22 protein-coding genes are annotated in these 26,582 nt (G+C 44.2%); 15 read left to right on the top strand and 7 right to left on the bottom strand.

Annotated features, from left to right (window positions below):
* Positions 1-254 precede the first annotated feature (254 nt).
* The 5 genes from CAL7507_RS16460 to CAL7507_RS16440 all read left to right on the top strand — a co-directional run bounded on the left by CAL7507_RS16460 (position 255) and on the right by CAL7507_RS16440 (position 7,911).
* A complete protein-coding gene (locus CAL7507_RS16460; RefSeq protein WP_015129612.1) occupies positions 255-1,046 on the top strand; it encodes a hypothetical protein in 792 nt (263 codons plus the stop codon).
* Positions 1,043-2,269: a glutathionylspermidine synthase family protein gene (locus tag CAL7507_RS16455; protein WP_015129611.1), complete on the top strand. Its 1,227-nt coding sequence runs from the start codon at positions 1,043-1,045 to the stop codon at positions 2,267-2,269. Before CAL7507_RS16460 ends, CAL7507_RS16455 begins: the two co-directional genes overlap by 4 nt.
* Positions 2,269-3,024: a hypothetical protein gene (locus CAL7507_RS16450; protein ID WP_015129610.1), complete on the top strand. Its 756-nt coding sequence runs from the start codon at positions 2,269-2,271 to the stop codon at positions 3,022-3,024. The genes CAL7507_RS16455 and CAL7507_RS16450 overlap by 1 nt, the downstream gene beginning before the upstream one ends.
* A gap of 170 nt (positions 3,025-3,194) precedes the next feature.
* Positions 3,195-4,670, top strand: coding sequence for a homospermidine synthase (locus CAL7507_RS16445; RefSeq protein ID WP_015129609.1), 1,476 nt, complete (start codon positions 3,195-3,197; stop codon positions 4,668-4,670).
* A gap of 124 nt (positions 4,671-4,794) precedes the next feature.
* A complete protein-coding gene (locus CAL7507_RS16440; protein ID WP_015129608.1) occupies positions 4,795-7,911 on the top strand; it encodes a CHAT domain-containing tetratricopeptide repeat protein in 3,117 nt (1,038 codons plus the stop codon).
* Between the two features lie 122 nt (positions 7,912-8,033).
* On the opposite strand, the gene CAL7507_RS16435 is transcribed toward CAL7507_RS16440, so the two are convergent.
* Both CAL7507_RS16435 and def read right to left on the bottom strand, forming a co-directional pair.
* Positions 8,034-8,237 (bottom strand): hypothetical protein, encoded by a 204-nt coding sequence (locus CAL7507_RS16435; protein WP_015129607.1) that lies wholly within the window; start codon positions 8,235-8,237, stop codon positions 8,034-8,036.
* A 12-nt stretch (positions 8,238-8,249) separates the two neighbouring features.
* The gene (gene def, locus CAL7507_RS16430; protein WP_015129606.1) at positions 8,250-8,813 is read right to left on the bottom strand and encodes a peptide deformylase; all 564 of its coding nucleotides are present in this window, start codon (positions 8,811-8,813) and stop codon (positions 8,250-8,252) included.
* A gap of 173 nt (positions 8,814-8,986) precedes the next feature.
* Here def and CAL7507_RS16425 point away from each other — a divergent pair, with 173 nt between their 5' ends.
* Together CAL7507_RS16425 and CAL7507_RS16420 are read left to right on the top strand one after the other, a co-directional pair.
* On the top strand, positions 8,987-9,886 hold the full coding sequence (locus CAL7507_RS16425; RefSeq protein WP_015129605.1) for an ABC transporter permease: 900 nt from the start codon (positions 8,987-8,989) through the stop codon (positions 9,884-9,886).
* A gap of 231 nt (positions 9,887-10,117) precedes the next feature.
* On the top strand, positions 10,118-10,933 hold the full coding sequence (locus tag CAL7507_RS16420) for a DUF3598 family protein (RefSeq protein WP_015129604.1): 816 nt from the start codon (positions 10,118-10,120) through the stop codon (positions 10,931-10,933).
* 782 nt (positions 10,934-11,715) lie between these two features.
* Here the strand turns inward: CAL7507_RS16420 and CAL7507_RS16415 are convergent.
* Complete coding sequence (locus CAL7507_RS16415; protein WP_015129603.1) at positions 11,716-14,070, bottom strand: ELWxxDGT repeat protein; 2,355 nt, start codon at positions 14,068-14,070, stop codon at positions 11,716-11,718.
* A gap of 1,485 nt (positions 14,071-15,555) precedes the next feature.
* Here CAL7507_RS16415 and CAL7507_RS16410 point away from each other — a divergent pair.
* The 7 genes from CAL7507_RS16410 to CAL7507_RS16380 all read left to right on the top strand — a co-directional run bounded on the left by CAL7507_RS16410 (position 15,556) and on the right by CAL7507_RS16380 (position 22,183).
* A complete protein-coding gene (locus CAL7507_RS16410; protein ID WP_015129602.1) occupies positions 15,556-16,002 on the top strand; it encodes a PqqD family protein in 447 nt (148 codons plus the stop codon).
* A gap of 6 nt (positions 16,003-16,008) precedes the next feature.
* Positions 16,009-17,058, top strand: a complete 1,050-nt coding sequence (locus CAL7507_RS16405; protein WP_015129601.1) for a nucleotidyltransferase family protein — start codon at positions 16,009-16,011, stop codon at positions 17,056-17,058.
* Positions 17,051-18,166, top strand: a complete 1,116-nt coding sequence (locus tag CAL7507_RS16400) for an HPr kinase (RefSeq protein WP_015129600.1) — start codon at positions 17,051-17,053, stop codon at positions 18,164-18,166. The genes CAL7507_RS16405 and CAL7507_RS16400 overlap by 8 nt, the downstream gene beginning before the upstream one ends.
* Positions 18,167-18,188: 22 nt before the next feature.
* Positions 18,189-18,626: a hypothetical protein gene (locus CAL7507_RS16395; RefSeq protein ID WP_201447847.1), complete on the top strand. Its 438-nt coding sequence runs from the start codon at positions 18,189-18,191 to the stop codon at positions 18,624-18,626.
* 100 nt (positions 18,627-18,726) lie between these two features.
* A complete protein-coding gene (locus CAL7507_RS16390) occupies positions 18,727-19,074 on the top strand; it encodes an FkbM family methyltransferase (RefSeq protein WP_201447846.1) in 348 nt (115 codons plus the stop codon).
* 81 nt (positions 19,075-19,155) lie between these two features.
* The gene (locus CAL7507_RS16385; RefSeq protein ID WP_015129599.1) at positions 19,156-21,300 is read left to right on the top strand and encodes an acyltransferase family protein; all 2,145 of its coding nucleotides are present in this window, start codon (positions 19,156-19,158) and stop codon (positions 21,298-21,300) included.
* A gap of 169 nt (positions 21,301-21,469) precedes the next feature.
* Positions 21,470-22,183 (top strand): glycosyltransferase family A protein, encoded by a 714-nt coding sequence (locus tag CAL7507_RS16380; RefSeq protein ID WP_015129598.1) that lies wholly within the window; start codon positions 21,470-21,472, stop codon positions 22,181-22,183.
* A 76-nt stretch (positions 22,184-22,259) separates the two neighbouring features.
* Here the strand turns inward: CAL7507_RS16380 and CAL7507_RS16375 are convergent, their stop codons facing one another.
* From CAL7507_RS16375 to CAL7507_RS16360, 4 genes are read right to left on the bottom strand one after another with little or no spacing between them, the layout of a single operon-like run.
* Entirely contained in the window at positions 22,260-23,033 is a 774-nt protein-coding gene (locus tag CAL7507_RS16375) for an NAD(P)-dependent oxidoreductase (protein ID WP_015129597.1), read from the bottom strand.
* Between the two features lies 1 nt (position 23,034).
* Complete coding sequence (locus CAL7507_RS16370; RefSeq protein ID WP_015129596.1) at positions 23,035-23,742, bottom strand: glycosyltransferase family A protein; 708 nt, start codon at positions 23,740-23,742, stop codon at positions 23,035-23,037.
* Positions 23,743-23,797: 55 nt separating this feature from the next.
* Positions 23,798-24,868: a glycosyltransferase family 1 protein gene (locus tag CAL7507_RS16365; RefSeq protein WP_015129595.1), complete on the bottom strand. Its 1,071-nt coding sequence runs from the start codon at positions 24,866-24,868 to the stop codon at positions 23,798-23,800.
* A gap of 43 nt (positions 24,869-24,911) precedes the next feature.
* On the bottom strand, positions 24,912-26,312 hold the full coding sequence (locus tag CAL7507_RS16360; protein WP_015129594.1) for a tetratricopeptide repeat protein: 1,401 nt from the start codon (positions 26,310-26,312) through the stop codon (positions 24,912-24,914).
* A 72-nt stretch (positions 26,313-26,384) separates the two neighbouring features.
* Here CAL7507_RS16360 and CAL7507_RS32400 point away from each other — a divergent pair, with 72 nt between their 5' ends.
* Positions 26,385-26,540 (top strand): hypothetical protein, encoded by a 156-nt coding sequence (locus tag CAL7507_RS32400; RefSeq protein WP_160166340.1) that lies wholly within the window; start codon positions 26,385-26,387, stop codon positions 26,538-26,540.
* Positions 26,541-26,582 lie beyond the last annotated feature (42 nt).

The raw sequence follows: 26,582 nt of genomic DNA, 5'->3' as shown, positions 1-26,582 counted from the left end.
AGCGCGGTTGATGGCACATACCTACTATATTTTCGACTAACTGTGGTCTGTGAGTATACTTATTCAGAAGGCAGAGGGAACTCGGCTAAGGGCAACTATTGTTCAGGAGGGGTTTAGGCTGTGGACGCTTTATACCTGGCAGAATGCGAGGTATAAATCTGGTTTTTTGAGTGGGCAATGGACTCACAAGTGAAGTTTTTATTTCCATCCTTGCCTTCTGCCTTTATTTGTAACTACAGGTAGGAGAGTTTTTAATGGAGACTACCCTGTTCTTCATCTCGGCAATAGCTAGCTGGAAAATATGGCGTAAATGGTATTTGTCTATCCTATCAGTCACACAACTGGCTTCTTCTTATAAGTCTCGCTTTGTTCTACTGCTAACTCCTGTTATCTGTGTAGGAATTCTGCTGGGGATTTTGCAGGTTCTAGCATCAGAGGATGTCCGCAATAATATTGTGTACCTGATTTTCTACCTAGTGATGGGAACTGCTTGGTTGGGAATAGCTGTGGAAGCTTTTCTATTTTGTGGCTTAAGTGTTCGTGATGATGCTATAGAAAGCCAGAACATAGCTGTTTCCTATAGTATTAGCGGTGCATTGATTGGTGTTACCCTCTGCTTTGCTGGTGGAAATATTGGAGATGGGCCAGGTTGGGAAACTGTTGTTTATTCAGCAATGCTGTCTACAGGTGCATGGTTTTTGTTATGGCTGGTTCTAGAATTTTTCACCCAGATTTCTGAGGCGATCGCTATTGATAGAGACAGCGCATCTGGTTTGCGTCTGGCTGGTTTTTTAGTAGCGTCTGGCGCAATTTTGGGTTGGGCTGTGGTCGGAAACTGGGAATCTGCGGATGCAACTATGGTTGATTTTATCAAGCATGGGTGGTCTGTGATTATTTTAGCGATCGCCGCCATCATGGTCGAGAAAGTTTGTCAGCCAACGGCAAAGCGGCCATTGCTACCCATTACCACCCACGGCTTAATTCCTTTTCTCTCTTATATAGGCAGTGGCATTGTCTGTATTTTAGTTTGGGGAGGAGGAATATGAAGCCACCCTGGCAAGCAGATATCCCAATAGAAGCCACGGTATTTGAGGAAGTAAGGCTACAGACCATTTTTGACTGTTGTAAATGGGACCCTCAAGTTGAAGATGTTGCAACTCTAGCCGACTTTCCCCTGGTGTTGAACTGGGAAACATGGCTGGAGTTGGCCCAACTAGCTGAAAAATTAGCTGCGGAAACCCTCGCTGCTGAACAAGAAATTTTACTCCAACCGCATCTGCAAAAACACCTAAATATACCCCCAGCGATTCAGAAATTATGGCAGCATCCATCTATCCAGACATCGCCCAAAGCAGTGCGGGTGATTCGGTTTGATTTTCACTTCACTACTGAGGGCTGGCGGATTTCTGAGGCCAATTCAGATGTTCCCAGTGGTTACATTGAAGCTTCTGGTTTTACTAACTTAGTAGCACAACATTATTCACAAACCACCCCCTTGGGCAACCCCGCCCTAGCCCTAGCCACCGCCATTCGGGAATCTGTTGGTGAAGGTGCAAAAGTGGCTCTAGCCCATGCCACCGCTTATACTGATGACCGTCAGGTGATGACTTATCTGGCGCAGCATTTCCAGGAAGTAGGCTTGCAAACTTATCTAATTAGTCCTACCCAACTCCAGTGGCAGTCAGAGTATCCGTTATTACTTAACCACCAATCCCCAACACTAATTGATTTCCTGTATCGATTTTTTCCTGTGGAGTGGTTGCCCAATCTGCCCAAAGCCTCTGGTTGGCAGCGCCTGTTTAGTTCGGTGCAAATCCCCCAGTGCAACCCAACCTCTGCCTTCATTACCCAGAGTAAGCGATTTCCCCTAGTGTGGGATGCCCTGAAAACACCGCTACCGACTTGGCGTTCCCTATTGCCAGAAACTCGTGATCCCCGACAAGTCCGCGACCTCAAGGACGAAGCATGGGTACTCAAACCCGCGCTAGGTCGCATCGGAGAGAACATCGGTATTTTGGGAGTAACTGAGAAAAAGGATTGGCTAAAGATTCAACAAAGCGCCAAGCAACATCCAGAAAAATGGGTAGCACAGCGGCGCTTTGAATTGATACCTTTGTTGACTGCAGAGGGCTATTTCTATCCTTGCATTGGAGTCTACACAATTAATGGTCGTGCGGCTGGGGCTTATGGTCGCTTGGGTAGCAGACCGCTAATCGACGCAACTGCCCAGGATGTGGCTATCCTCACTAAAAAAACAGTAGGAGAATAATGCAACCAAAAGAATTTTTTGCTATTTGGGCACCGAAGGAAGTAGTTTGGTCGCGTTGGGCTAAACCAGTAGTCTTTAGCCAATTGACTCAGAATCGTCTTGCTGCTGTCGTTCCCAAAAATGAGTTCGGCATGAATGTTGATAGAATTCCCACAGGCGATCGCCGCACATTTGTGTTGGTAAATTTACCAGGAGTAGAGTCAGTGGAATTAGGTGTTGCTTTAGGTAAACGGGGCTATCGACCCATACCTTTATATAACTGCTGTGAAGGGACTAATGCGATCGTGCCAATGGCAGCGATTATAGATAGCCTGGTGAGTGCAACGCCGATATTGCAACAATTGCAGCTTCCTTTACTTGCTCCCCCAGCGTTTTTGATTGATGCCAACCGAATGCGGGATACTGCAAAACCTTCTCCAGGAGATTTTGACAATCGCTGCTTAATATTTCCTGAAGATTTTCCGTCTGCCAAGTTTCTTTTATCTCAAGGTATTCAGCGAGTGCTGCTGCTACAAAGAAACGAGACACCAGAGTCAGACCTCGCCCACGTCCTATTGCGCTGGCAACAACAGGGAATTCAATTACTCAGGCAGAATCCTTTGGTATCTGGTCAACCCATACCTTTGGTCGTCAGTCCCCCTCCCCGGTTCAGAAATTTCTGGTATCGTGCCTTAACGTTGCTGTTTCTCAGACGCAACAGTGCAGGTGGTTTCGGTTCGGTGATTCCTGATGAATCTAGTACTGGCGGGGGATGAAGTGTGCTGACTGAGTGTAGATTATTGGTCTTTCAGACACCTAGACCCACTTCGTGCGGCTTCTCGTAGAGTAGAATCGCGTCTCTACATCAGGGTTTTGTGGCTCAACGGAACCGTATTGCATTATATTCTTCCTTCCCCGCCCCCTGCCTCTTTTCACCGGACACGATATGATCAATTCTCTCTGGCATCGGCTGTTTGTGAGCGCAGTTGCAGTTGAAAAAGTGACTTTCGGCGGTCGAGTGGTGTTGCTAGGTTTCGGTACTGTGGGTCAAGGACTGTTATCTTTGCTTCTGCGTCACTTTGAAATGCCGATCGCACAGGTGACTGTTGTCGATGCACAGAGACACCAGGCGCAATTTGCCCCCTTTGCGAGGTTGGGTATCCGTTACCTTCAGCACCGCCTAACTCCCGATAATCTGACCTCTACTCTCCAGGAACTCTTATCGCCTGGAGACTTGCTGATTAATCTCACAGTAGGGGTGGATTGCATGACAATGATTGACTGGTGTCAAATTCACAATATTCTCTATGTGGATTCCAGTATTGAACCGTGGGCAGACCAATTTGAAGATAGAAGAATTCCTCTTTGGAAGCGTACCCATTACTTTTTTCACCAGACACTGCGACATCTGGCTAAAACTTGTGCTTCTGGGGGAGCTACGGCAATTGTCTGCCACGGGGCAAATCCCGGCTTGGTGAGCCACTTTGTCAAAGCCGCTTTGCTAGATATTGCCAGCGTTATGGGATTACCGCAAATCTGGCCGACTGACCAGACAAGTTGGGCAACTATGGCACGGACTTGTGGTGTCAAAGTTATCCAAATTTCCGAGCGAGATACACAAATTTCCTCCCGCCCCAAACAGCTGGAGGAGTTCGTCAATACCTGGAGCATCTGGGGTTTTCTCGCCGAGGCTTACTACCCAGCAGAAATTGGGTGGGGTACTCATGAAAAACACTTGCCAGAAAACGCAGCCTGCTTCGAGTTTGGGTCTGGTAATGCTATATATTTACAGCGTCCCGGTGGTGCAACTTATATTCGCTCTTGGCTACCTCTGGGTGGTGCGATCGAAGGGTTGCTGCTCTCCCACAGTGAGACGATGACAATTAGTGACTATTTTAGCCTTTGGCAAGACGGGGAACTGCTCTATCGACCCACAGTAAATTTTGCTTATTATCCGACTAATGATGCGATCGCTAGTTTGCGAGAAGTGATGATGGGAGGTGGGCAACCTCCCGAAAAACTACGCATCTTAAATCAAGATATTGTTACTGGTAGAGACGAATTGGGAGTTTTGTTGCTTGGTCATCCTCGTAATGGTTGGTGGTATGGTTCCCAACTCAGTATCCAAGAGGCTCGCCAGATTCTTCCCGGACATAATGCCACTACTGTACAGGTGTGTGCTGGAGTAATCGCTGCGGCTGTTTGGGCTGTCCGCCATCCCCAAGCGGGATTTCGAGAGCCAGAACAACTACCCCATAACGAAATTTTACAAATTGCCCGTCCCTATCTTGGTCGGATGGTCAGTGTACCTACTAACTGGACTCCCTTGCAAAGTCGATCTCTAGCAACAAGCCGCTATTTTCCTGAACCCTGGCTAGATTGGCATGACCCGTGGCAATTTGATAATTTTTTAGTACGCTGAATTCTCATTCCACTTTTTCCTCACGACGTGGAATCGCATCTGGAACTTGCCCCATACCTGTTCCCTATTGCCTGGCAGTGGGAAATATAGCTGTATAACAGAATTCTCGAAGACAGGCACTTTTATGACGCAACGGCAAGCAGACACAAAAATCCCCCAGCCTAATCTTCAAATTTGCACTCATTCTAGTCTCGCTCTAGTTGTCAGCATTCTTTTGTCAGCGCCAGTTCTAGCTTCTCCTAGCCAACACACACTGCAAACGGCACAATTGCCACAGACAACTTCATCGAATGCAAATCAAGCTGCTGCTGAAAAAGCTCATCTACAGGGGGTAGAACTTTATGAACAAGGAACAGCAGAATCGATAGCACAAGCATTAGAGAAATGGCAAGAGGCGTTGAAGCTTTGGCGGTTAGCGGGTGACAAAGCCGGAGAAGCAATTACACTCACTTACATGGGCTTACTCAATAACGTTTCGGGAAATAAGCAGCAAGCACTAGCACTCTACAATCAAGCACTTCCTCTCTGGCGGATAGTCGCTGATAAAGAAGGGGAAGCCACTACCCTCAGCAATATTGGCAAAGTCTACTCCGATTTGGGAGATAAGCAGCAAGCGTTGGCGTTCTATAACCAAGCACTTCCCCTCAGACGGGCGGCGGGTGACAAAACAGGCGAAGCCCTCACCCTCAACAATATTGGCGGCGTTTACTCCGAATCAGGAGATAAGCAGCAAGCACTAGCACTCTACAACCAAGCACTCGCCCTCAGACGGTTAGCTGGTGATAAAGCGGGAGAAGCTAATTCCCTCAACAACATTGGCGGTATCCATGACGAATTGGGAGATAAGCAGAAAGCACTTGAGTTTTATCACCAAGCACTCCCTCTCAGGCGGGCGGTAGGCGATAAAGCTGGCGTTGCTACTACCCTCAACAACATCGGCAAAGTCCACGACGATTTAGGAGACAAGCAGAAAGCACTTGAGTTTTATCACCAAGCCCTTTCTCTGAGACGTGAGGCGGGTAACAAAGCGGGTGTTGCTGTTGTTCTCAACAACATTGGTAGAGTCTATGACGAATTGGGAGATAAACAGAAAGCACTTGAGTTTTATAACCAAGCATTACCCCTCAGACAGGCAGTGGGTAACAAGACAGGGGAAGCCGCTACCCTGAATAACATCGGTAAAATCTACAACGATTTAGCAGATACAAAGAAGGCATTAGAGTTTTACAACCAAGCACTCTCTCTGACACGGGTGGTAGGCAACAAAGCCAATGAAGCTGTCACACTCTCGAACTTAGGCGCAGTCTACAGCGATTTAGGAGACAAGCAGAAGGCACTTGAGTTTTATAACCAAGCGCTGCCTTTGAGACAGGCAGTGGGCGACAAAGCAGGAGAAGCCACTTCTATCAATAACATTGGCAGTATCTATGAAGATTTGGGAGACAAGCAGAAGGCATTGACACTATATAATCAAGCCTTACCCTTGTGGCGGATGGTAGGCAACAAAGCGGGAGAAGCGGCTACACTCTCCAATATTGCGAAGTTGGAAGGTAATTTGGGCAATCTTAAACAAGCCATAACTCAAATTGAAGCGGCGATCGCCATTATCGAAGATTTACGTACCAAAGTTGCTAGCCCAGAACTGCGTACCTCTTACTTTGCCTCACAGCAAAATGTATATAAATATTACATCGAGCTATTAATGCAGTTGCACAAACAGCAACCATCGTCAGGATACGATGCCCAAGCACTGCAAGTCAGCGAACGTTCTCGCGCCCGCAGTCTTTTGGAACTGCTGACAGAGTCCCATGCAGATATTCGCCAAGGTGTGGAACCAAAGTTGCTGGCAGAGGAACGCACCATACAGCAAAAATTAGATGCTTTAGAAAAACGCCGCATAGAATTCAACGGCAAATACTCTGAAGCACAAATGCAAGCTTTAGAATCAGAAACTGAAGCCCTCCTCGAAAAATATCAAGAAGTTCAGACACAAATTCGTGCGACTAGTCCCCGTTATGCAGCACTAACTCAGCCAAAGCCTCTCACATTAGCAGAAATTCAGCAGCAGGTGCTTGATGAAAACACCATGCTTTTACAATACTCCCTAGGAGAAAAGCGCAGCTATCTGTGGGCAGTTACCAAGACTAGTATTAGCAGCTATGAACTACCCAAACGTGCCGACATTGAAACTGTCGCCCAGCAATTTTACTTAAAGTTAAAAGACCCACGGTATAGGATAAATACAAAAGGAACAGCTATTACAAATGCAGCGATCGCCAAGTTAAGTGAAATATTACTACAACCTGTGGCAACGCAATTAGGGAATAAGCGTCTACTTGTTGTTAGTGATGGTGCTTTGCAGTATGTGCCGTTTGCCGCTTTGTTAAGTCCTCCCAACAAAGAAGACAAAGATTTAGTACCCCTCTTGGTAAAACACGAAATTGTCAGCCTACCCTCGGCTACTACATTAGCTGTGTTGCGAAAAGAACTCAAAGGACGCAAAACTGCTCCCAAGAAGCTGGCAGTCTTAGCTGATCCTATTTTTAGCTACGACGATGAGCGACTGAAAAAAATTATTGCCCGCAGATCCTCCCCGTCAACAAATAAAGGCGATGTCAATAGTATTGCTTTGGCTAGAGCCGCTAGAGATACTAGTGTCTCTTTTGACCGCTTGCCATTTACCAGAGAAGAAGCCCAAGGAATTTTGGCATTGGTGCCTAAAAGTATGCAGTTGAGGGCTTTTGACTTTGCTGCTAGTCGCGCTTTTATCACTAGCACAGAACTCCAGCAATTTCAAATTGTGCATTTTGCTACTCACGGTATCCTGAATAGTACTCATCCAGAATTATCCGGGATCGTGCTGTCGCTGTTTGATCATCAAGGACAGCCACAAAATGGCTTTTTACGACTCCACGATGTTTTTAACCTCAACCTACCAGCAGAATTGGTGGTCTTGAGTGCCTGTGAAACCGGGTTAGGTGAAGAAGTCAAGGGAGAAGGGTTAGTAGGCTTGACAAGAGGCTTTATGTATGCTGGGAGTCCACGAGTCTTAGTGAGTTTGTGGAGTGTTTCGGATGAAGGGACATCAGCATTAATGCAGAAATTTTATCACAAGATGCTGAAAGAAGGTTTACCAGCCGCCGCTGCCCTGCGATCTGCACAGATCGAGATGTGGCAAAATCAAAGCTTCGCTGCACCATTCTACTGGGCAGCTTTCACTTTGCAAGGTGAATGGAAGTGATGGGGAATGGGAAATTGACTCTTGACCCAGAAAATACTGAAAAATTGTGAGAAAAGGTAAAAGGTAAAAGGATGAACTTCGCATGTTTCCTTCTTCCTTTTACCTTTTTATGTACCTGATGCTTATTTAATGTTAGCCTTTGTGTCCCTCACTGCAGCAAAGAAAAATATTACTGTGAGAGGAATACTCACTGCGAGGATAATTGCAGTTGTTTGCACACCCAAATCTGGTTGTCCGTAGCTGAGTTCAAAAATCGAACCAACGGCGGCGATCGCACTTATGCAAGAACAAACCAGAAATAAACCACTTTTTGGAGTTATATACACCTATTAAATACCTTATGCTAATGGTTTCACCGCTTGATACGAGAAGCCATTTTTAGATAGCTCCTGGGCCAAAGTCAAGGAGTTATCCACGCGATCTACGAAAACCACGCCGTTGAGGTGATCCATTTCGTGCTGAATACAACGTCCTAGTAAATCATTAGCCTGTAATGTCCGAGGCCTTCCAGACTCATCTTTATAAGCTACTTCCACAACTTGGGGACGCTTGACATCTAAGTAAACTCCGGGAATGCTCAAACATCCTTCTTGAGCAACGCAGACTTCACGGCTAACTTGTTTAATGGTGGGATTAATCAACACCAGTGGGGGATTTGCTGGATTATCTGGTTCCAGATCAATCACAATTAGTTGTTTATGAACTCCTACTTGGGGTGCAGCCAAACCAATACCATCTTTGCTGTACATGGTTTGCAGCATTTCACGCACTAATTGACGGATTTCATCGTCCACTTTTGTGATGCGCTTTGCAGCTTGACGAAGAACGCGATCGCCTAGATAGTGAAGCTCCAAAGGAGGATTTTTTAACTTTGTTTTCTCTACAGCAATTTCGGAGGGCATGATTCTCTGTGGCTAGATGGTGAAATAGTTCTATTACTTTAATTCTATCAATCTCCTGAGTGGTCATTTATCATCGGTCAGTTGTCATTTGTCTATGGTAATTTTTGCATGTCAGTCTTTGAACGTCTGTACTGTCGAGTATAAAGAGTGATGTGTCTCATCTGGGGTAATGTGTGCTGAAATTTCTCACGAAACTTGACTATTTGCTCAAAGAAACTTTCCTCGGTTTGCTGCGGGGAGGTTGGATGAACTGGGCTGCCGTGAGTACTGTCACGGTGTTATTATTTTTATTCGGTATGAGTTTGCAAACTTCCTGGCAAGTAGAAAAACTCCTCAATCAATTCGGTAGCCAGTTGGAGGTATCAGTTTATCTCGATGCGGGGACACGAGCGGAAAGTATTGAACCACTGATAAAAAACATGCCGGAAGTGGTATCAATGCAAACAATTACCAAAGAGGAAGCTTGGACTAAATTAGTTAAGGAACTAAGAATTTCTGATATTGCAGGTGCTACTCAGCAGTTAGGAGAGAATCCTTTGGTAGATGAACTGAAGGTGAAAGCACGTAATTCTCAAGTTGTACCTAATTTAGCAACGCAGTTGGCAAAGTTGCAGGGAGTTGATATGGTGCAGTATGTAGATGAAGCCGTCAAACGCATCGCCCAGTTACATCAAGGCTTGAATTGGGTGACTTTGACTATTACGATAATTTTGACCATAACTGCGATCGCTGTCACTAGCACCACCATCCGCCTCATTGTGATGGCGCGCCGCCAGGAAATTGAAATTATGCAACTTGTAGGTGCAACTTCTGCTTGGATTTACTTACCATTTATTTTGCAAGGTATCGCTTTTGGCTTGATTGGTGGGGCGATCGCCTGGAGTTTTATCTCTGTTATTCAACAGTTTCTCAACAAATTGCTAGCCAATCAACCAGAGTTTATCCAATTCATTACCAACGGCTTACAACTCACCACCGCACAAGTTTTATTATTACCCCTCATTCTCTTAAGTTTTGGCGCAGCTGTAGGATTAATGGGGAGCTTATTTGCTGTCCGACGCTTCGCTAGATAAGGGAATGGGGAATGGGGCAGGGGGCAGGGGGCAGGGAGCAGGGAGAGTGGGGGAAGAACTAGTAGTCTGTCAGGGTTGAAATGAGGGACTGTAGTGTGAGCGTCTCGCTCACGCGGGCTTTTCGGCCCGCACTACCAAAAACCCCTCAAAACAAAATTGACAAACCACTAGGGTTTTGACTCTTGACTCTTGACTCTTGACTCTTGACAAATGACCAATAACAAATGACCAATGACAAAATCACAATGGGAACGTTTATTTAAAAATCTTGGTGAATGGCAAGGTTCATTCACTCGTTTTTCAGCCCAAGGTACACTCATAGGAGACGTTGCAAGTGTTGTTTCCTTTGAAGGGTTGAATAATAACCAAACAATGCGCCAGATTGTCCGCCGAGAAGGACAAGAAGATTTGGTTCTAGAATACAGTTCTGTAAATAGAGGTACTCTATTTTTTGAAAATGGGGCTTTTTCTTATGGTTCTATCCAGCTTGCACCATTTACCGAATTTGGTGCAGAATTGGGATTGATTCATGAAAATCGCCGTTTGCGTCTGGTGCAATTGTTTGATAAAAACGGTCAACTAAACCAAATCACACTGATTCGAGAACATTTAGCTGGTACTGAGCCAGCAGAAAATCCACCCTTGCAGATTAATGACTTGTTGGGAGAGTGGCAAGGTGAAGCAGTTACAATATATCCTGATTGGCGATCGCCTGATACTTACTCTACAATCCTAAAATTACAACTGGATGAGGCTGGGCGATTAATTCAAAGTTTAAGTTTTGGCGATCGCACAATTACCTCAACTGGTATTATCAACGGTTCGACTATCCTCTTTGACCAAAATCCGCAAAACAAAGTGCAAGTCTTATTATTACCTAATGGTGCTTCTGCAACTTCGCCATTGCAGGTACAGTTACGTCAACCCTTATTTCTAGAAGTCGGTTGGTTAATCCAGCCAAATCTGCGCCAGCGGATGATACGCAGTTATAACGACAAAGGCGAATGGACAAACCTGACTTTAGTCACAGAAAAAAGGGTGTGTTGACATACCTCACCGACCTAAAGGTGCGGTGATTCCTTAACGCTTCATCGAGATGTGCTACCGAGGTAGTCTTATCGTCTCTCCACGTTCGTTTTAAGTCTCCCGATGCCCCGTGGCGACTACTGGTATCTTACCGCAAAGCTGTCCTCAAAGGCGATGCACTGAGCGTAGCCGAAGTGACGGGGTTTTAGACCCAATTTTTCGATAAATGCACAGCGATCGCAAAAGGTTTCAATTTACTAATACCTTCGCCAAATTGAAAAATGAATTCCAAGGCTAATAGGCAAAGTTTACTAAAGTAAACTGGGGATATAGCGCTTCCCATTCAGATGAATTACAGAATTATATCACGCTGTGTAGGGGCACGGCAGTGCCCATTGGTGTCAACTTAACGTGAAATGGGCGGTTAGAAACCGCACGCCAGTTGCTTCTCCCAAGGGGAGACGCTACGCGAACAAGTCGGCAGAGCCGCCCAACGCACTGGCTCGTCTACACAAACAAAACCCACCTCCGTGGGTTTCAAACCCCTAATTTTCCGTCAGTCCGAGAAGGCGGACTTTGTCTGTGTAGCCGCGAATTCCATTCGCAGGGGCTTAAGTTGACACGTATGGGCAGTGCCGTGCCCTTACCGATGTCCCTCACGCTTGTTGAGAAACGCTATAAATGATAATTTTTAGTTAGCTTTAGCTTACTTTTGCTATTAGACTCAGAATTCATTCTGAGGCGGGATATGGGTTTCACGTTAAGTTGACACCAATGGATTTCCCCGCCCTCGATTGTATTGGCTAGGCGATCGCAGTTAAATTAACCTTAACAATAATATCGTTGAAATCGCGATCGCCACCATTAGCTACATCCTCAAAGCCAAAAGTGTTATTACCCAACAAACGAATATGATCCGACTGATCAGAATTAGCACCCAAAAACGGGAAATAAATCGCCGGATCATTATTAGGATTGCTATCTAAAAGCGCATCAGGAGAGCCATTGACAATAATAAATGGCGCAAAAATAGCACCAGGTTGAAAAACACCACTGTAACTAGCAGCACCTTGGTTACTCACAGACAAATCAATCCCTGCAACCCGCTTACTCAAAGCAGCTTGAATATAGCCAGCCTGTCCCGTGAGAACATCAGCTTTCCCATCACCGTTAGTGTCAATCCCCCCATTTTCATCAGCCACCTGATAGAAACCAACAAAATTATTAAAAGCCGCTTCCCTGTGGACAGAAAAATTAGCTGTGACAGATTGTTTAGCCTCCCGCAAATCAATCACCTCTCCCTGTGATTTGCCTTGGAGATTCGTACCCAAAGTGAGAGATTTAGTTGTCTGCTTAATTTTCACCACCAAATTGCTAAAATCTGTCGCACTGTCACCAGAACCATCTCTCCAAGACAGCGAGAAACCATCATCACCTAAATCTGTAATCTTTTGTGTAGAGACACTAGAAAACAGTAACTCTGTGAGCGAAGTAGCACCAGTTTTCACAGCATCAAAAGTACTATTCTTCACCAAGATAAATCTAAATTTCTCCTCAGAATTTAATTCCAACAAACTACTAAAATTATTGCTATCTAACCCATTGGGAGCATTAACAATTACCGAGAAAATTACTCGAGAACGTTCTAAAGCTGCTTTGGCATAACCTTCAGCACCAGGAGCAATACCGTTGATTGTGCCTTTATCATCATCAACAGTAAATAAACCCAATTCATTCAGCAAATTAGAACTGCATCCGGTGAGGGTGATTTCCAGTTTAGTTTTGACATTCTTCTCCTGACTTTTGATGTTGAAGACATCATCACTCGGATTTGTTAAACGGCTGGGTATATTATCATTATTATTGATAAAAAACAGTTCGGTGCCATTTTCTCCGTTAGTTGCAGAAAAGTAAAGCTTACCGTTGATGTAGGTCAAACCCGAGGGATTAGAACTAGCACTACCGGGATTGATATCCAAGACTCGTACTGTTCCAGCGGCTGTGCCATCACTCTTCCACAACTCATTGTCATTCGTGCCGTCATCGGCGCTGAAGTAGAGGGTGCCGTTGACATTTGTCAGGGAGCCAGGATCGGAGCTACCAGCGCCTGTAAAAATATCTTTGACTAAGACAGTACCAGCTGCTGTACCATCACTTTTCCACAACTCATTGCCATTTGTGTCGTCTGTGGCTCGGAAGTAGAGGGTGCCGTTGATATTTGTCAGGCTGCCAGGGTCGGAGCTACTATCACCTGTAAAAATATCTTTGACTAAGACAGTACCAACGGCTGTGCCATCACTCTTCCACAATTCATAGCCATTCGTGCTGTCATAGGCTGTGAAGTAGAGGGTGTTGTTGACATTTGTCAGGTTGCCAGGGTCGGAGCCATTAGCGCCTATATTAATATCTTTGACTAAGACAGTGCCAGCGGCTGTGCCATCACTCTTCCACAACTCTTTGCCATTCGTGCCGTCTGTGGCGCTGAAGTAGAGGGTGCCGTTGACATTTGTCAGGTCCCTAGGGTTGGAGCCTCCAGCGCCATTAATATCTTTGACTAAGACTGTGCCAGCGGCTGTGCCATCACTCTTCCACAACTCATCGCCATTCGTGCCGTCTGTGGCGCTGAAGTAGAGGGTGCCGTTGATATTTGTCAGGCTGCCAGGGTCGGAGCCATTAGCGCCTATATTAATATCTTTGACTAAGACGGTGCCAGCAGTTGTGCCATCACTTTTCCACAACTCTGTGCCATTTGTGCCGTCTGTGGCTACAAAGTAGAGGGTGTCGTTGATATTTGTCAGGATGTTAGGATCGGAGGAGCTATTAATACCTGTAAAAATATCTTTGACTAAGACAGTGCCAGCGGCTGTGCCATCACTCTTCCACAACTCTCTGCCATTCGTGCCATCTGTGGCTACAAAGTAGAGGGTGCCGTTGATATTGGTTAAATTATAAGGGTTGGAGCTATTAATACCTGTAAAAATATCTTTGACTAAGACAGTGCCAGCGGCTGTGCCATCACTCTTCCACAACTCTTTGCCATTCGTGCCGTCTGTGGCTGTAAAGTAGAGGGTGTTGTTGACATTTGTCAGGTCGTCAGGGTTGGAGCCATTAGCGCCTGTAACAATATCTTTGACGAGCGTGAGCATGGTAGTTGTCATGATTGTTCAGTATTTCCCTGTTGATGATCGTTATTTTTCGTTGGACAACATTACTTATACTCAAGCAGCCCAAAGCCACCAATTCCTCAGTAAAATTACCGTGGCAATTAGTTGAACTAGTTATAAAGGTTTGTAGTTAGCACTAAAGTCCTGAGATTCTTTCAGGGCTGAAATGCTTACCACAAAATCATCTGCTGACTTAAGTTTTTATGTATGTATAGTTAATCATTAACCGCCTAACATTCTAGGCGACGTTTATAAGTAGTGTCAAAAGTTACCTTTTCGCCATGCTCCTACAATCCACTGCTCAAGGAAGGGGCAGGGGGAAATAACCATAGGTGTCAACTTAAGCTCAAACACTCACCCGATATATGTTTTACCCCCCTTAATCCCACGCCAGATGCTGAAGAGCGGGTTCCGCTTTAGCGGTACAAGTCTGCAGAGCCGCCCAACGAAAACATCAGCACTGCCCACCTCATATCTTGCACTCTTGCACTGGAAGTCGCGGCTACACAGGCAAAACCCGCCTATCGCGCTTGCGCTGCGCGAAGCGCACCACGCGGATTAAAAACCTTGATTTGCCGTTAGTCCGCGCAGGCGGACTTTGTTTGTATAGCCGCGATTTCTAATCGCTAGGGCTAGGTGCAAGATGTGAGCCACCCTACAAAAAAATGCATTGTTGAAACTGGTGCAATATCTCAGTTAACCAAAAATACACCGTACGGAACATCCTAAATCTTTTCGACAAGCTGATAATCTTACTAGTGCCCACCTGTGTCAACTTAACGCGAAACCCATGTCCCGCCTCAGAATGAATTCTGAGTCTCATAGCAAAAGTCATCTCAAGATGACTAAAAATTCTCACTTCATCCCCAGTTTACTTGAGTAAACGTTGCCTATCAGCCCTTCGACTCCGCTCAGGGCGGGTGTGTCAGCGAACAAATAAGCCATCTGTAGCTTAAGTTGACACCGATGACTAGTGCCGTGCCCCTACGATGGGTGGTTTATTTGATTGAATTAATGCAACGTTTTAGCCTTGCCACGCCAGTAGGGTGTGTTAAGCCGGAGGCTAACGCACCATCCTTTATTTTCGTTGCGTTACGACGTTCCGTCTAACGCACCCCACCAGAATAAAGCCAATGTGGGTGAGATTTTCCGACTTGTGTATACACCGTAGCCTTTCTAAGGGGAGGGTTAGGGTGGGGGAATTCGAGGACTGGTAGTGATTCGATAACTTGTGTGTACACCGTAGCCTTGATAGGGGAAGGGTTGGGGAGGGTAATTTTATACCTTACTGGAGCAGGAAACGCTATATGTAAATTTTTGATAAAGCATGTATTCTTTTTTCTGACGCATTAAGTTAACACAGTAGTGGTTTCTATACGTAGAAAGCTCAGTACTCATTCACCGTGGAATTACAATTGCGAGGGTGAAACATGTTTTCACGTAGTACACTTAGTAATCAAAGAACATTAAAAAATTCGTATGGAACAGCATCAAGTATTTCGGGTCAATAGTCCTCAAGTTGTTTGTGAAATGATCGATGAAGAAGTGGTCATTGTCCATCTAGAAAAAGGTTACTACTACAGCCTATTGAAAACAGGTGCAGAGGTTTGGAGTAGAATTGAGCGTCGGATTGACTCACACAGCATAATTCAGGAAATAACGCAAGCGTATGACGGTAGTGCCGAGGAAATTGCTACCGCTATTGATGAGTTTTTAGAAAATTTGCAGCGCGAGGAACTCATTATCGCTGACTCAACGATGGAATCTGCAACCACAGATAACAACAAAATTGTTGAAATTACTAACAAGCGACGCTTTGAGAAACCCTTGTTGGAGAAGTTCACTGACATGGAAGATTTACTTCTACTCGATCCGATTCATGAAGTCGATGTGGAAGCAGGATGGCCCAACGCCAAAACAGCCTAAGTCACGATGAGCGATCGCATTCCCCTTGTTAGTAGCTATAAACTGACTCAAGCCCAGCAACTATTGCTCCAAGCGGCACTTTTACAAGGACAAGCGGCATTAACTGCATGGGAGCAATGGCAGTCTTTGGTCGATATCGAAGTCTTAGATGCCGAGTCCCATGTGTTACTGCCGCAACTTTACCAAAATTTATTGGCTCATGGTGTCGAAGATCCTCATATGGCAAGGCTTAAGGGTATCTATCGGCGCACTTGGTATGCCAATCAACTGCGGCTCAAACAACTCAAAACACTGTTATCCCATTTAAAGAATGCGGGAATTGAGGCGATTGTGCTTGGCGATGCTGCCCTCTGCTGTTGTCAAGACGAAACTTATCGTCCGATCTCTAACTTTCATCTCCTGGTTCGTTCCACTGAGTTAGAGGGGGCAATTCAACAGTTAATTTGTCTAAATTGGCAAGTTTCTAATGCTTTAACACATCAATTCATCCACTTACAGGATGATCCGGAAAACTTGCTTTATTTACAGGAGCATCTTTTCTGGGGAATTCCTCAAGACTATATTGATGAACAGGTTTGGCAGTATGCGATTCCCCGTGAGAGCAACGCGGCTGGCTGGACGCTTAGTCCGACTGATCAGCTTTTAGATGGGTGTGCCAGGACATTTTTTAAAAGTCGATCGCGTCCCATTTATGGCATAGCTGATGCGCTAACGCTGATTCAGAAGTCGGGCAACCTCGACTGGATACGACTCATCACCCAAGCACAGCGTTATCAAATGATTTTGCCAGTGCGGAATATGCTGATCCTGTTGCAGCAGGTGTTGCAGCTTTCCGTACCAAGTTGGGTGTTGCCTGCGCTCTATCAAATGCCGATCGCTCAGACGGAATGGTTAAACTATCAGGTGTTGGCTGGCGAACGGCGATCTTTTGTGCGATCGACACTGACTCCTCCGTTGAGCTATTTGGAGAATCGGCTACAGAGGCTCAGACATCGCCTCTTTCCAGGCAAACAGATTTTGATACCGAAAAAATCAGCATTTGAATTAAGTGACTAATCTCGCCTTACCTTCACAGTCCCACCCCAATTTGTCGATTGCTGAAGCAGATCGCCTTGCCTTCTTTCACCTCGTTTATGAGGGCTTTCAAAGAGCAGCACAGATTACAAGTGCAATCGATTATTTCTATAGAATTGGGGGCTACACCCTTTGTCTGCGCTTTGCCGGTTTGGGTTTGATTCCCCAGATTACGCCCGCCTTGTCCCATTTGGCGACAGAACCAACGGCAAACCCTGACTTGACCATTTGCCTTTGGGATAACGCCTCCACTGGTACGCGATTACCACTCCTGATTGACAGCCTGCTGGAACTGATTCGGCTGCACTGCTGGGATTATCTCGGACCCCGTAAGGAAATTAAAGCTTACGATGGCGATCGCATTCGCACAAATTTTCATATTGGTCCGAATATTTTGAGTGTGCTGGATCGTCAGCAGAATCTCGCCTGTTACTGGATTGAAGATGCCCAAGATATTCCTTACTGGGAAAAAGGTTCGCCACTGCAAACCATTTTGAATTGGTGGACAAGCGATCGTCAGCATCAATATGTTCATGCGGGAGCAGTCGGAACACCTGCTGGCGGAGTTTTACTGGCAGGGAAAGGGGGATCAGGCAAATCGTCCACCGCATTGGCTTGCATTGATAGTCCACTCGTCTATGCCAGCGATGATTATTGTTTAGTTTCCACCGATCCAAAGCCTTATGTTTACAGTCTTTACAACACTGCAAAACTGAAAGGACAGGCGGATTTAGAGCGATTTCCAAACTTAGCTCCCTTGGTGAATAATCTTGATCGCTTAGGGCTAGAAAAAGCCATGTTGTTTCTGCATCAGCATCATCCTGAAAAGATTGTGCGTGGCTTTCCCATTAAAGCAGTGCTAATTCCTCAAGTGACTGGGAAACCAGATACTCATTTGCGTCCAACAACTGCAGGTGCAGCATTAAGGGCGCTCGCACCCAGCACAATATTTCAATTGGCGGGCAGTGGACAATCGGCTTTTCAGTTAATGTCGAGTTTAGTTAAACAGGTTCCCTGTTATGCACTGGAACTTGGTACAGATATGGCTCAAATTCCCGATGTAATTTTGAGGCTGCTTTCGCAAATTTGAACTTTTTAAGGAGCCAATCAAAATGGGATACCTGTATCGAAAAATGATTGATGGGCTAACTCGATTTGCTCCAGCAATACTCCCAGCGAAAAGGCAATATTACAATGAAACGAATAATGACCGCTGGATTGCTGAATATATCTTTCCCGGTAAACGAGGTGGATACTTTTTAGAAGTCGGAGCAGCCAATGGTAAAGAAGCCAGTAGTTGTTATGTTCTGGAAAAAGAATTTGAGTGGACAGGAATTTGTGTCGAACCTCATGATGCTTTCTTTGAACAACTCGTTGTTAATCGCCCGAATAGTATTTGTGAACCAGTTTGCCTTTCTAACAAGCCTGGAACAGTCATCTTTATAGAAGGCAGTGACGATACTGTGAGTCCCTATTTGAGTGGAATTAAATCTAACCTAGAACAAGTGAAGCACCAGGGAAATGTGGCTCTTGCGTCCCTTTTATGGTGATTGAGGATTGATTGTAACAAAACCCATGTGGGGCAAGGATTATAAAGAGTCATGGCACTGTTTTGAATGAAATGCTTACAGAGCAAGGTTTTCAAGGGTTTTGAACCGTGTTCTCCATAAAAATAACCGAAGAGCCGGAAATGTTGTGGTTCAGAAAGGTAGAGAAGTTGAGAAAGAGGCAATAACTCTAGAGGCACTTCTAAAAAAATATCATGCCCCCAAGGTGATCGACTATGCTGCTTTTGATATTGAAGGTAGTGAGTTAGATGTTTTAGAAGTTTTTCCCTTTGATGACTATCAATTTCTGGCATTGACTTTGGAATGTGATGGCTCCATCCGTCTACCTATTTCTCAGTTACTAAAATCTAACGGGTATCAACAGGTTAACAATCCATTTAATCGGGATAAGCCCTGGGAAATGTATTGGATACATAAGAGTGTTCGCTAGTTCGATTCTAAAATTTGACATTCCTCGATGTAAGCCCACTAATTGGAAAAAATATTAGGTTCAGCCTTTATCTAGATTTCCATGTTTAAAATGCGATATCTCTATCAAAAAATAATTGATGATTTAACTCACTTTGCCTCTGAAATGCTCCCTGCTCATGTGCAAATGACATCCACATCTGGAGCTAATCAGCATTCCTATAGACCAGAAATCGATGGTATCAGAGCGTTTGCGGTGATTGCAGTCATCATCAACCACTTCAACAAAGATCTTCTGCCTAGCGGATATTTAGGCGTAGACATCTTTTTTGTGATCTCTGGATTTGTCATCACTTCTTCGTTAGCAGGTCGTTCCAGCAAGAATTTTTTCGACTTTTTGGTGGGTTTCTATGCCAGACGTATGAAACGCTTGGTTCCAGCATTGGTGATGTTTGTAGTTATTACCAGTATTTTGATCTGCCTCTTTAATCCCAGTCCAGGTCTTTCGATAATGACTGCGATCGCAGCTCTATTTGGCTGCTCTAATCTCTATCTGCTAAATCAGTCTACAAATTATTTTGCTGACTCCACACAACTAAATGTTTTCACACACACTTGGTCTTTGGGAGTAGAAGAACAGTTCTACTTTCTGTTTCCACTTCTGGTCTGGTTCACTGGTTTTGGTCGTCAGGCTAGCAAAGGGGCAAGAAATCTGTTCTGGGTGACAGGGGTACTATCAATTGCTTCTTTGATTGCTTTTGTCCATATTTACCGAATAAACCAACCTGCTGCTTACTTTTTGATGCCCACTCGTTTTTGGGAGATGGGTGCTGGTTGCTTGCTGTTTCTCGGTCTGAAGCATCCCAGTGGTTTGCGGGTTCGTTTGCAGAGCATCCCACCCTTAGTAGTAACTGCTGGCATTGTTGCAGTTTTGTTTATCCCGCTCCAATTTGCCGCTAAAGCAACCATTGCTGTTGTACTTTTCACCTCAGTTTTAATTGCTTGCCTTCACACTGGAACTGCTGGATATTCACTATTTACCCATCCGCAAGTTGTTTACATCGGTCTGATTTCATACTCACTTTATCTCTGGCATTGGGGCGTTCTCTCACTTAGTCGCTGGACTATTGGCATTCACTGGTGGTCTGTCCCATTTCAGGTCGCCTTGATGCTATTGCTGGCAGTATTTTCTTATCGGTATGTGGAGATACCGCTGCGTCGTTCTGACTGGTCTGTGCTGCGTTGGCGGACGATTGGTTATGGGATAAGTGCCTGTGTAATTGCTTCAGTACTCCTGCTGCTACTATCTAACTCGTTGAGTGACCGAATCTTCTTAGGTAGTAGGCATTCTGTTGAAACTGAGAATTTGACTGTCCAAGGCATTAAACTTTATGATTGTTCATTTTTCCAGGGTAAAGGAATGTCTGTCTCTACTACTGACATTGCAAAATCGAGATGTTCTTTCCCTAAGGGTGAGCGTGTTAGTGGGCAGCAGCGTATTTGGTATTTGGGAAATAGTCATGCTCTGCATCTGTCGGGGTTAATTGGCAAAATGCAGTCAAGAGGAGATTATCAGCAAACAGTTATAGCCACGGCGCAAATGACTTTTCCAACATTGCCATTAGAAGTATATGATTGGCTACCAAAGAATGATTGGAAGCAAAAGGATCTGCTTAACCAAGAGAAGACGATCAAATATGTCCTGGCAAATGTGAAGTCGGGAGATATTATTGTTCTGGGAAATGATTTGGGGAATTTATTCGGTTGGTATCCTGGTAAGTGGGAAACTGAAAGGCAAAGAAATCTTCAGTTCCTACCCGGGTGGATTAAAAATCTTGACACATTCATAAAGACCGCTGATGCCAGAGGTGCAAGTGTGATTGCATTCCTGCCAATGCCAAGATTTCAGAGTATGCCAAAGGACTTCACTACTGAAAATTGCTACAAACAATGGTTTAGACCATTTCTAACTAATGACTGCTATCTTTTTGCGGATCGGATAAAACTTAGACAAGGGCTAACCGAGGTAACTGATTCACTGAAAACACTGTCCAAGTCAAACAGCAACTTTTATCTTTTTGACCCATTTGACCGATTGTGCCCCAAAGACCTCAAAAACTGTTCGACTGTCTTATCAGATAGGGTCATTTTTCGAGATTCTCATCACATCAATAATTATGGAGGGGAACTCCTATTTGATGACTTCTATGCTTTACTTTTGCACTATAAATTGCTGAAGACCCCATAATGTTTAAAGGGCAATTATATAGCGGTTCTCGTTCGGATGCCATACAATCGAGGGCGGGAAAACCCCGCCCCTACAGGCTTTGCGATTGAAAACTGTACCTCACTGATCTGAAAACCGCTATAATCCGACTAACATAATATTTTTTAATGATTTCGTGGAATTTTTAACAATGAGAAACTTACCTTTAGTAACTGTAGTTATCCCTGCCTATAATTATGCAAAGTATTTAGCAGAAACACTAGATAGCGTATTTGCTCAAACCTATCGTCCGATCGAAGTCATCGTTGTGGATGATGGCTCAACTGACCACACTGCTGAGATTGTTCGGGCTTATCCAGATGTGCGCTATTTTTATCAAGAAAATCAAGGCGTATCCGCAGCTCGCAATGTAGCGATCGCTGCCGCACAAGGAGAATTTATTGCATTCTTAGATGGGGATGACATTTGGAAGCCCAATAAGCTCAATATCCAAATTACCTATATGCTCGATAATCCTAATGTTGGCATTACTGGCACAAAAGCTCTGAATTTCTTAGAGTCAGGCACTGAGGTTCCGGCTTGGTTTAAACCTGAGCGTGACCTTGGAGAGCCGACAGTCATCATTCCTAGTACGGTGGTTGTTTGCAAATCTGTGTTCACTCAAATTGGGGATTTCTCATCTACTTATCGTGCCAGTGAAGATACAGAATGGCTATGCCGAGCCAAAGATGCTCAAATATCCATTTTCACGATTCCTGAAATTCTTACCTTAAGACGGTTTCATGGCTCTAATCTATCTTGGGAAATGAACTCAACGCTTAAATGTCGCATGGTCAAAATTCTCAAGGAATCGATCGCTCGTCAAAGGATCTCTGAAAATTCCCCTAAAAGTTTTATTTCATAGGGCTTTGAAGAGAATTTATAAAAATCCTCTGATGTCACCTCTAAATTTTTAGCTTAGTTTTGAGGCGATTATTATGTCAGACTTGATTTTCTTGGCGAGATTCATTTGTGAGTAAGTCTTCGGCATTATCCTGAGGTTCGTACCCCAATAATGCTTGAGCATTGCTGATATCCCAATAGCGACGAGTGTTGCCAGAAATTGCGTAAAATATCTGGAAGCCAAGATTTTCATGCTCTAGCGATCGCTTTACCAATTGAGCCAAATCTCTGGGACTGCACCACATAAAAAGCTTGCGATCGTTTAGTCCATAGAGCTTAGTGTTGGCTGTGAATGCACCAATGCGAAGACACACAATCGACATACCATAGCGATCAACAAAGAAATGCCCCAACGCTTCGCAAAATGCTTTGCCAGAGGCATAAAGAGAGTCTGGGCGCACATGTTCAGGCGTAATCTGAGACTCTTGCATGACTTCTCGCCAGCCTGACACATGAATCGTACTGGCATAAATAATCTGCTTTACCCCCGCTTGGCGAGCCGCTTCAAACACGTTGTAAGTGCCCCCGATACCACTAGTGTAAACGTCTTGCCAAGGTTGATCGCACTCTCGATTTGCAGCCAAATGTATCACGGCATCTACGCCATGCATTGCCTTCAGAACTGCCTTAAAATTCATGATATCGGCAACTCGGACATCTTTGGCATCACGAACTCGGACGCAATCGAGACAGCGAAAGTGATAGTGATCACCTAGATGTTGACGTAAAGAAGTCCCAATCTCTCCGGCTGCACCTGTTAACAAGACAATTTTCTGATTGGGATTGGGATGAAACCGAAAGAAATGATGCATTTTAGCACCCCTGAATCGAAGAAGATTGGTTAGCTCTTTGCCGATCAAGTTTAGCTTTGAGAATATGTATACGTTTGTTGGCGTTGTGGCGCTCTGTGATGCCATTATTTGTTTCATGCAAGCGCCGATGATAAACTACATCCGTGAGCGTAACTTGCTGAAGTTGATTTTCGATTGCAGATATGTACCAGCTAATATCAATACCAACTTTTAGCTTTGTGTCAAACAATCCAATCCGCATGAAAGCCGATCGCTTGATGAGCATGGCGACGGAAATATGGGCAGCAAGTGGTTGTTCTGGGCAAAGAATGCGCCTTCTAAATTCCTCATTTACCTCTGGACTATAAAACTGTTGAGCATAGCCAAATACAGCCTCCAGGTTTGGATCAGACTCAAAAGCCGCCATCTGTTTAGCAAGCTTGTCTGTAACCCAAATGTCGTCAGAATCAAGAAAGGCCAGAAATTCACCAGTTGCTAAACCAATTCCTGTATTTCTGGCTGCACCTATACCCCCATTGATTTGGTAATGATAGATCACTGGATAACTTTGGGCAACTTCGGCAGTGCGATCGCTCGATCCATCATCGACTACAATTAGTTCGATCGCCGGATAGGTTTGAGCCAGAACACTTTCGATCGCTTCGGCAAGATAGCGATCGCGGTTATAAACAGGAATAATAACGCTAATTAGTGGAAGATTAGAAGTCATTGGTCAGCAGTGGGTTGATAGCATTTATTGATGGCACTTGAAAGCGATTTTTATTTCAAACTCCTATCTTTGCCAGTTCAAGCTGTTTAATTGTTTGCTCTGGTCTTTGCAGCTTATAAAGCTTATTAAAGAATATATTCTCCCACTCCAAGGAAAAATCTTTGTTAATTTCTTCTTGGTCGTAAATGCTCTGAATCAATTTAATGAAAGTGAGACGGTGCTCCTGAATTTTTTCTATCACTTGAAAGCGAATAATCTCAGGAGAGATATTGCGTCGAATTAATTCATCTACACCCTCTTTAACCGCATCTGGATTGTCTTCAACGATTAATGTATATTCTTCATCAAAAAATACATCTCTACCACCTTTACTCTTAGTCGAGACAACTGGCAATCCACTCAGTAGATATTGGATACTAGCATACATTGCACCCTCAACACTGGATAGGCACAGACCTACTCTGCAAGCATTTAAACACTGATTTACTATCTCTGGAGACAATAATGCACTCATACCGTCTTTTGCTAGAGCGTGATTAAAGTAATGAGCATCGGGAAATAAAGACCTTACTTCATAATAATAAGCTTCTGCAGGATCGAAAGTATAAATAAAAGCGACGCTATCAATTTTCTGTGCTAACAAGTGCCGTTTATATGGCCAGATTCTGGCATCATAAACTGCATCAAATTCTTTAGACATATCATTAATTGGCTTAAATATTCTTTCATCAATTAAACAGTTTTGATTGCAAAATACTGCATTTAAGCTATATTCATCAAAAACTTGCTGCTGTTGTAATGTATTACAAATATGGATGAATTTATGTTTGGGATATTGCCTAATATGTTGATTTTCCATTTCTCTGACTTTTGCAACTTCATGGGGACTTTCCATATCCCACCACCAATTCTTTAAAAAGTAGACAGTTCGATCTTGAAAATAGTTGAATATTGGCTCCAATGATGCATGACAAAATTCTTCTGACAAGGAATATGTCATATAAAAAATAAGCGGTTCGGTTGAAATAAGTGAATAGGGTGCCCTCATTTGATGATACTTTTGAATATGTTGCTTGTGAAGCGTGGGGTGCTTTGCATAAAGTTTTGCCAGCTTAAAAATCTCCATTTATTGTCTCCTCAATGTCAAGATAAGTTTGATTAAGTACTGGTTACAGGAGTTGGTAAACCTCGCTGTTACAAAAGCTATCTAGAAAATATTTTGCTGATAGCTTCTGTCGAGTTTCACAAGATTTGAGATACTCATGTGTTTCTAAAATTAGTGAGGTATCCAACGCTTTTTCTGCAGCTTCTTCTAAAGTATTAAAGTACATAGGATAGTCTTCTCCCAGATACTCTTTCACCGCAGGCAAAGGATTAACTAACAGGGGAGTCGCACGGGCAATACATTCGATAATGGCATTATTGGCGCTGGAGTCATACAAATCCACAAAACCAATATTTTTTGATAATAGATCATCATATTGATCATCAGGAATATGTTGGATAACGGTTGTATTAGCTAAATACAATTCATCAACTTGGATTTTATAAATTTCTGCCTCTCTTTGCATAAGTTGGTCAAATACTACTTCTCCATATTCAAATAGAAATCCTAGTCTCACTTTTTGATAGTTCAGAGGATTATCCTGAGCTAGAGGTAATTGATAAATCGAGTGCAACTTACGCAGCCACCAACCAATCTGTACTACCTTTTTTTGAGGATTGGCAAGGAACTGGTCAAAATCAAACTGTTTGTCAGGAATCTCGGTTGGGTGGGTTAGTACAGAAACTGGTTTGCCTGTTTGTTCTCTCAGCCAATGGGCAAAATGCTCAGATAATGCAAACAATCCGACGCAATGAGGTAAGCTAGCTTGCCAAATTGCCTTTTCAAATAGCTTTTGGGGTGAGTTTTGATCATTAAACCAAATCGGTATGGAATGGGGATTATGCAGAAATCCGACCCAAGGTTTTTGATAGGGAATGATTCCCTTTTCTTCGGAATTTGCCAAACTTTGGAAGACCCCATCTGCCTGCATTTTTGCTAAGATTTGCGCCGATCGCTTACCGACACGATTGTGCTGAAAGAGAAACTGATTCTCTAAACAGCCATCAAACAAAATGCCTTGAGGATTGTGCAAAGAACTAAGTGCTTGAATTGCAAAGTTCCAGCCACTACGATGATATCCAAAAACTTTTTGGCTACCGAGATTTATTTTGCCAGTTGATAGCGCATTTGATTTTTCGTTTCCAAAGGAAACCTTTTCAGATTTGATTGATGGGGCAGGATGCTGTTTCGGCAAGCCCAAGCATTGATAGTAAAACGAAAGATTAGTTGCTTCAAAATCAAGTGCGAGTGCCTGCTCATAGTACTCTAGCGCCTCATCGCGCCGACGTTGTTTTAGCATCAAATTCCCTAATTGCTGATAGGCTGGCATATAGTCAGGTCGCAATCGCAAGGTCTCTTGATAGCGTATAAATGCATCCTCAAAGTTGCCCCTAATTTGCCAAGCATTAGCCAACTTGAATTGAGTTAGAGCTGAGTCGATATCTAAGTTTGATAACTGATCCATGATGATTTTTCTAGGTTTTAAAAGGATAAATGCACAAGTCTAAATTAATACCAGCCTTGGCGATTAGAAATCGTGCGCCAGTTGCTACAACGGGGAGCCAGCCGCGTGGGCGGGTTTCCCGACTTGAGCGGACTGGCATCAAGTGGTGTGGGAACCCCCGCAAAGCACTGGCTTGGCTACACAGACAAAACCCACCTCCGTGGGTTAGAAACCCCTGATTTTGTGTGAGTCTGCGGAGGCAGACTTTGCCTGTGTAGTAGCGAATTATAT

Origin of the sequence: Calothrix sp. PCC 7507 (genome assembly GCF_000316575.1) — a bacterium.
In the GTDB taxonomy this organism is placed as follows: Bacteria; Cyanobacteriota; Cyanobacteriia; order Cyanobacteriales; family Nostocaceae; genus Fortiea.
This window is presented reverse-complemented; position numbering and strand designations above follow the sequence as displayed.

Bases quoted from the DNA above. Each gene is read 5' to 3' on its own strand.
- CAL7507_RS16460 (WP_015129612.1), top strand. From the start codon at position 255: ATGGAGACTACCCTGTTCTTCATCTCGGCAATAGCTAGCTGGAAAATA.
- CAL7507_RS16455 (WP_015129611.1), top strand. From the start codon at position 1,043: ATGAAGCCACCCTGGCAAGCAGATATCCCAATAGAAGCCACGGTATTT.
- CAL7507_RS16450 (WP_015129610.1), top strand. From the start codon at position 2,269: ATGCAACCAAAAGAATTTTTTGCTATTTGGGCACCGAAGGAAGTAGTT.
- CAL7507_RS16445 (WP_015129609.1), top strand. From the start codon at position 3,195: ATGATCAATTCTCTCTGGCATCGGCTGTTTGTGAGCGCAGTTGCAGTT.
- CAL7507_RS16440 (WP_015129608.1), top strand. From the start codon at position 4,795: ATGACGCAACGGCAAGCAGACACAAAAATCCCCCAGCCTAATCTTCAA.
- def (WP_015129606.1), bottom strand. From the start codon at position 8,813: ATGCCCTCCGAAATTGCTGTAGAGAAAACAAAGTTAAAAAATCCTCCT.
- CAL7507_RS16420 (WP_015129604.1), top strand. From the start codon at position 10,118: ATGACAAAATCACAATGGGAACGTTTATTTAAAAATCTTGGTGAATGG.
- CAL7507_RS16415 (WP_015129603.1), bottom strand. From the start codon at position 14,070: ATGACAACTACCATGCTCACGCTCGTCAAAGATATTGTTACAGGCGCT.
- CAL7507_RS16410 (WP_015129602.1), top strand. From the start codon at position 15,556: ATGGAACAGCATCAAGTATTTCGGGTCAATAGTCCTCAAGTTGTTTGT.
- CAL7507_RS16405 (WP_015129601.1), top strand. From the start codon at position 16,009: ATGAGCGATCGCATTCCCCTTGTTAGTAGCTATAAACTGACTCAAGCC.
- CAL7507_RS16395 (WP_201447847.1), top strand. From the start codon at position 18,189: ATGGGATACCTGTATCGAAAAATGATTGATGGGCTAACTCGATTTGCT.
- CAL7507_RS16385 (WP_015129599.1), top strand. From the start codon at position 19,156: ATGTTTAAAATGCGATATCTCTATCAAAAAATAATTGATGATTTAACT.
- CAL7507_RS16380 (WP_015129598.1), top strand. From the start codon at position 21,470: ATGAGAAACTTACCTTTAGTAACTGTAGTTATCCCTGCCTATAATTAT.
- CAL7507_RS16375 (WP_015129597.1), bottom strand. From the start codon at position 23,033: ATGCATCATTTCTTTCGGTTTCATCCCAATCCCAATCAGAAAATTGTC.
- CAL7507_RS16370 (WP_015129596.1), bottom strand. From the start codon at position 23,742: ATGACTTCTAATCTTCCACTAATTAGCGTTATTATTCCTGTTTATAAC.
- CAL7507_RS16365 (WP_015129595.1), bottom strand. From the start codon at position 24,868: ATGGAGATTTTTAAGCTGGCAAAACTTTATGCAAAGCACCCCACGCTT.
- CAL7507_RS16360 (WP_015129594.1), bottom strand. From the start codon at position 26,312: ATGGATCAGTTATCAAACTTAGATATCGACTCAGCTCTAACTCAATTC.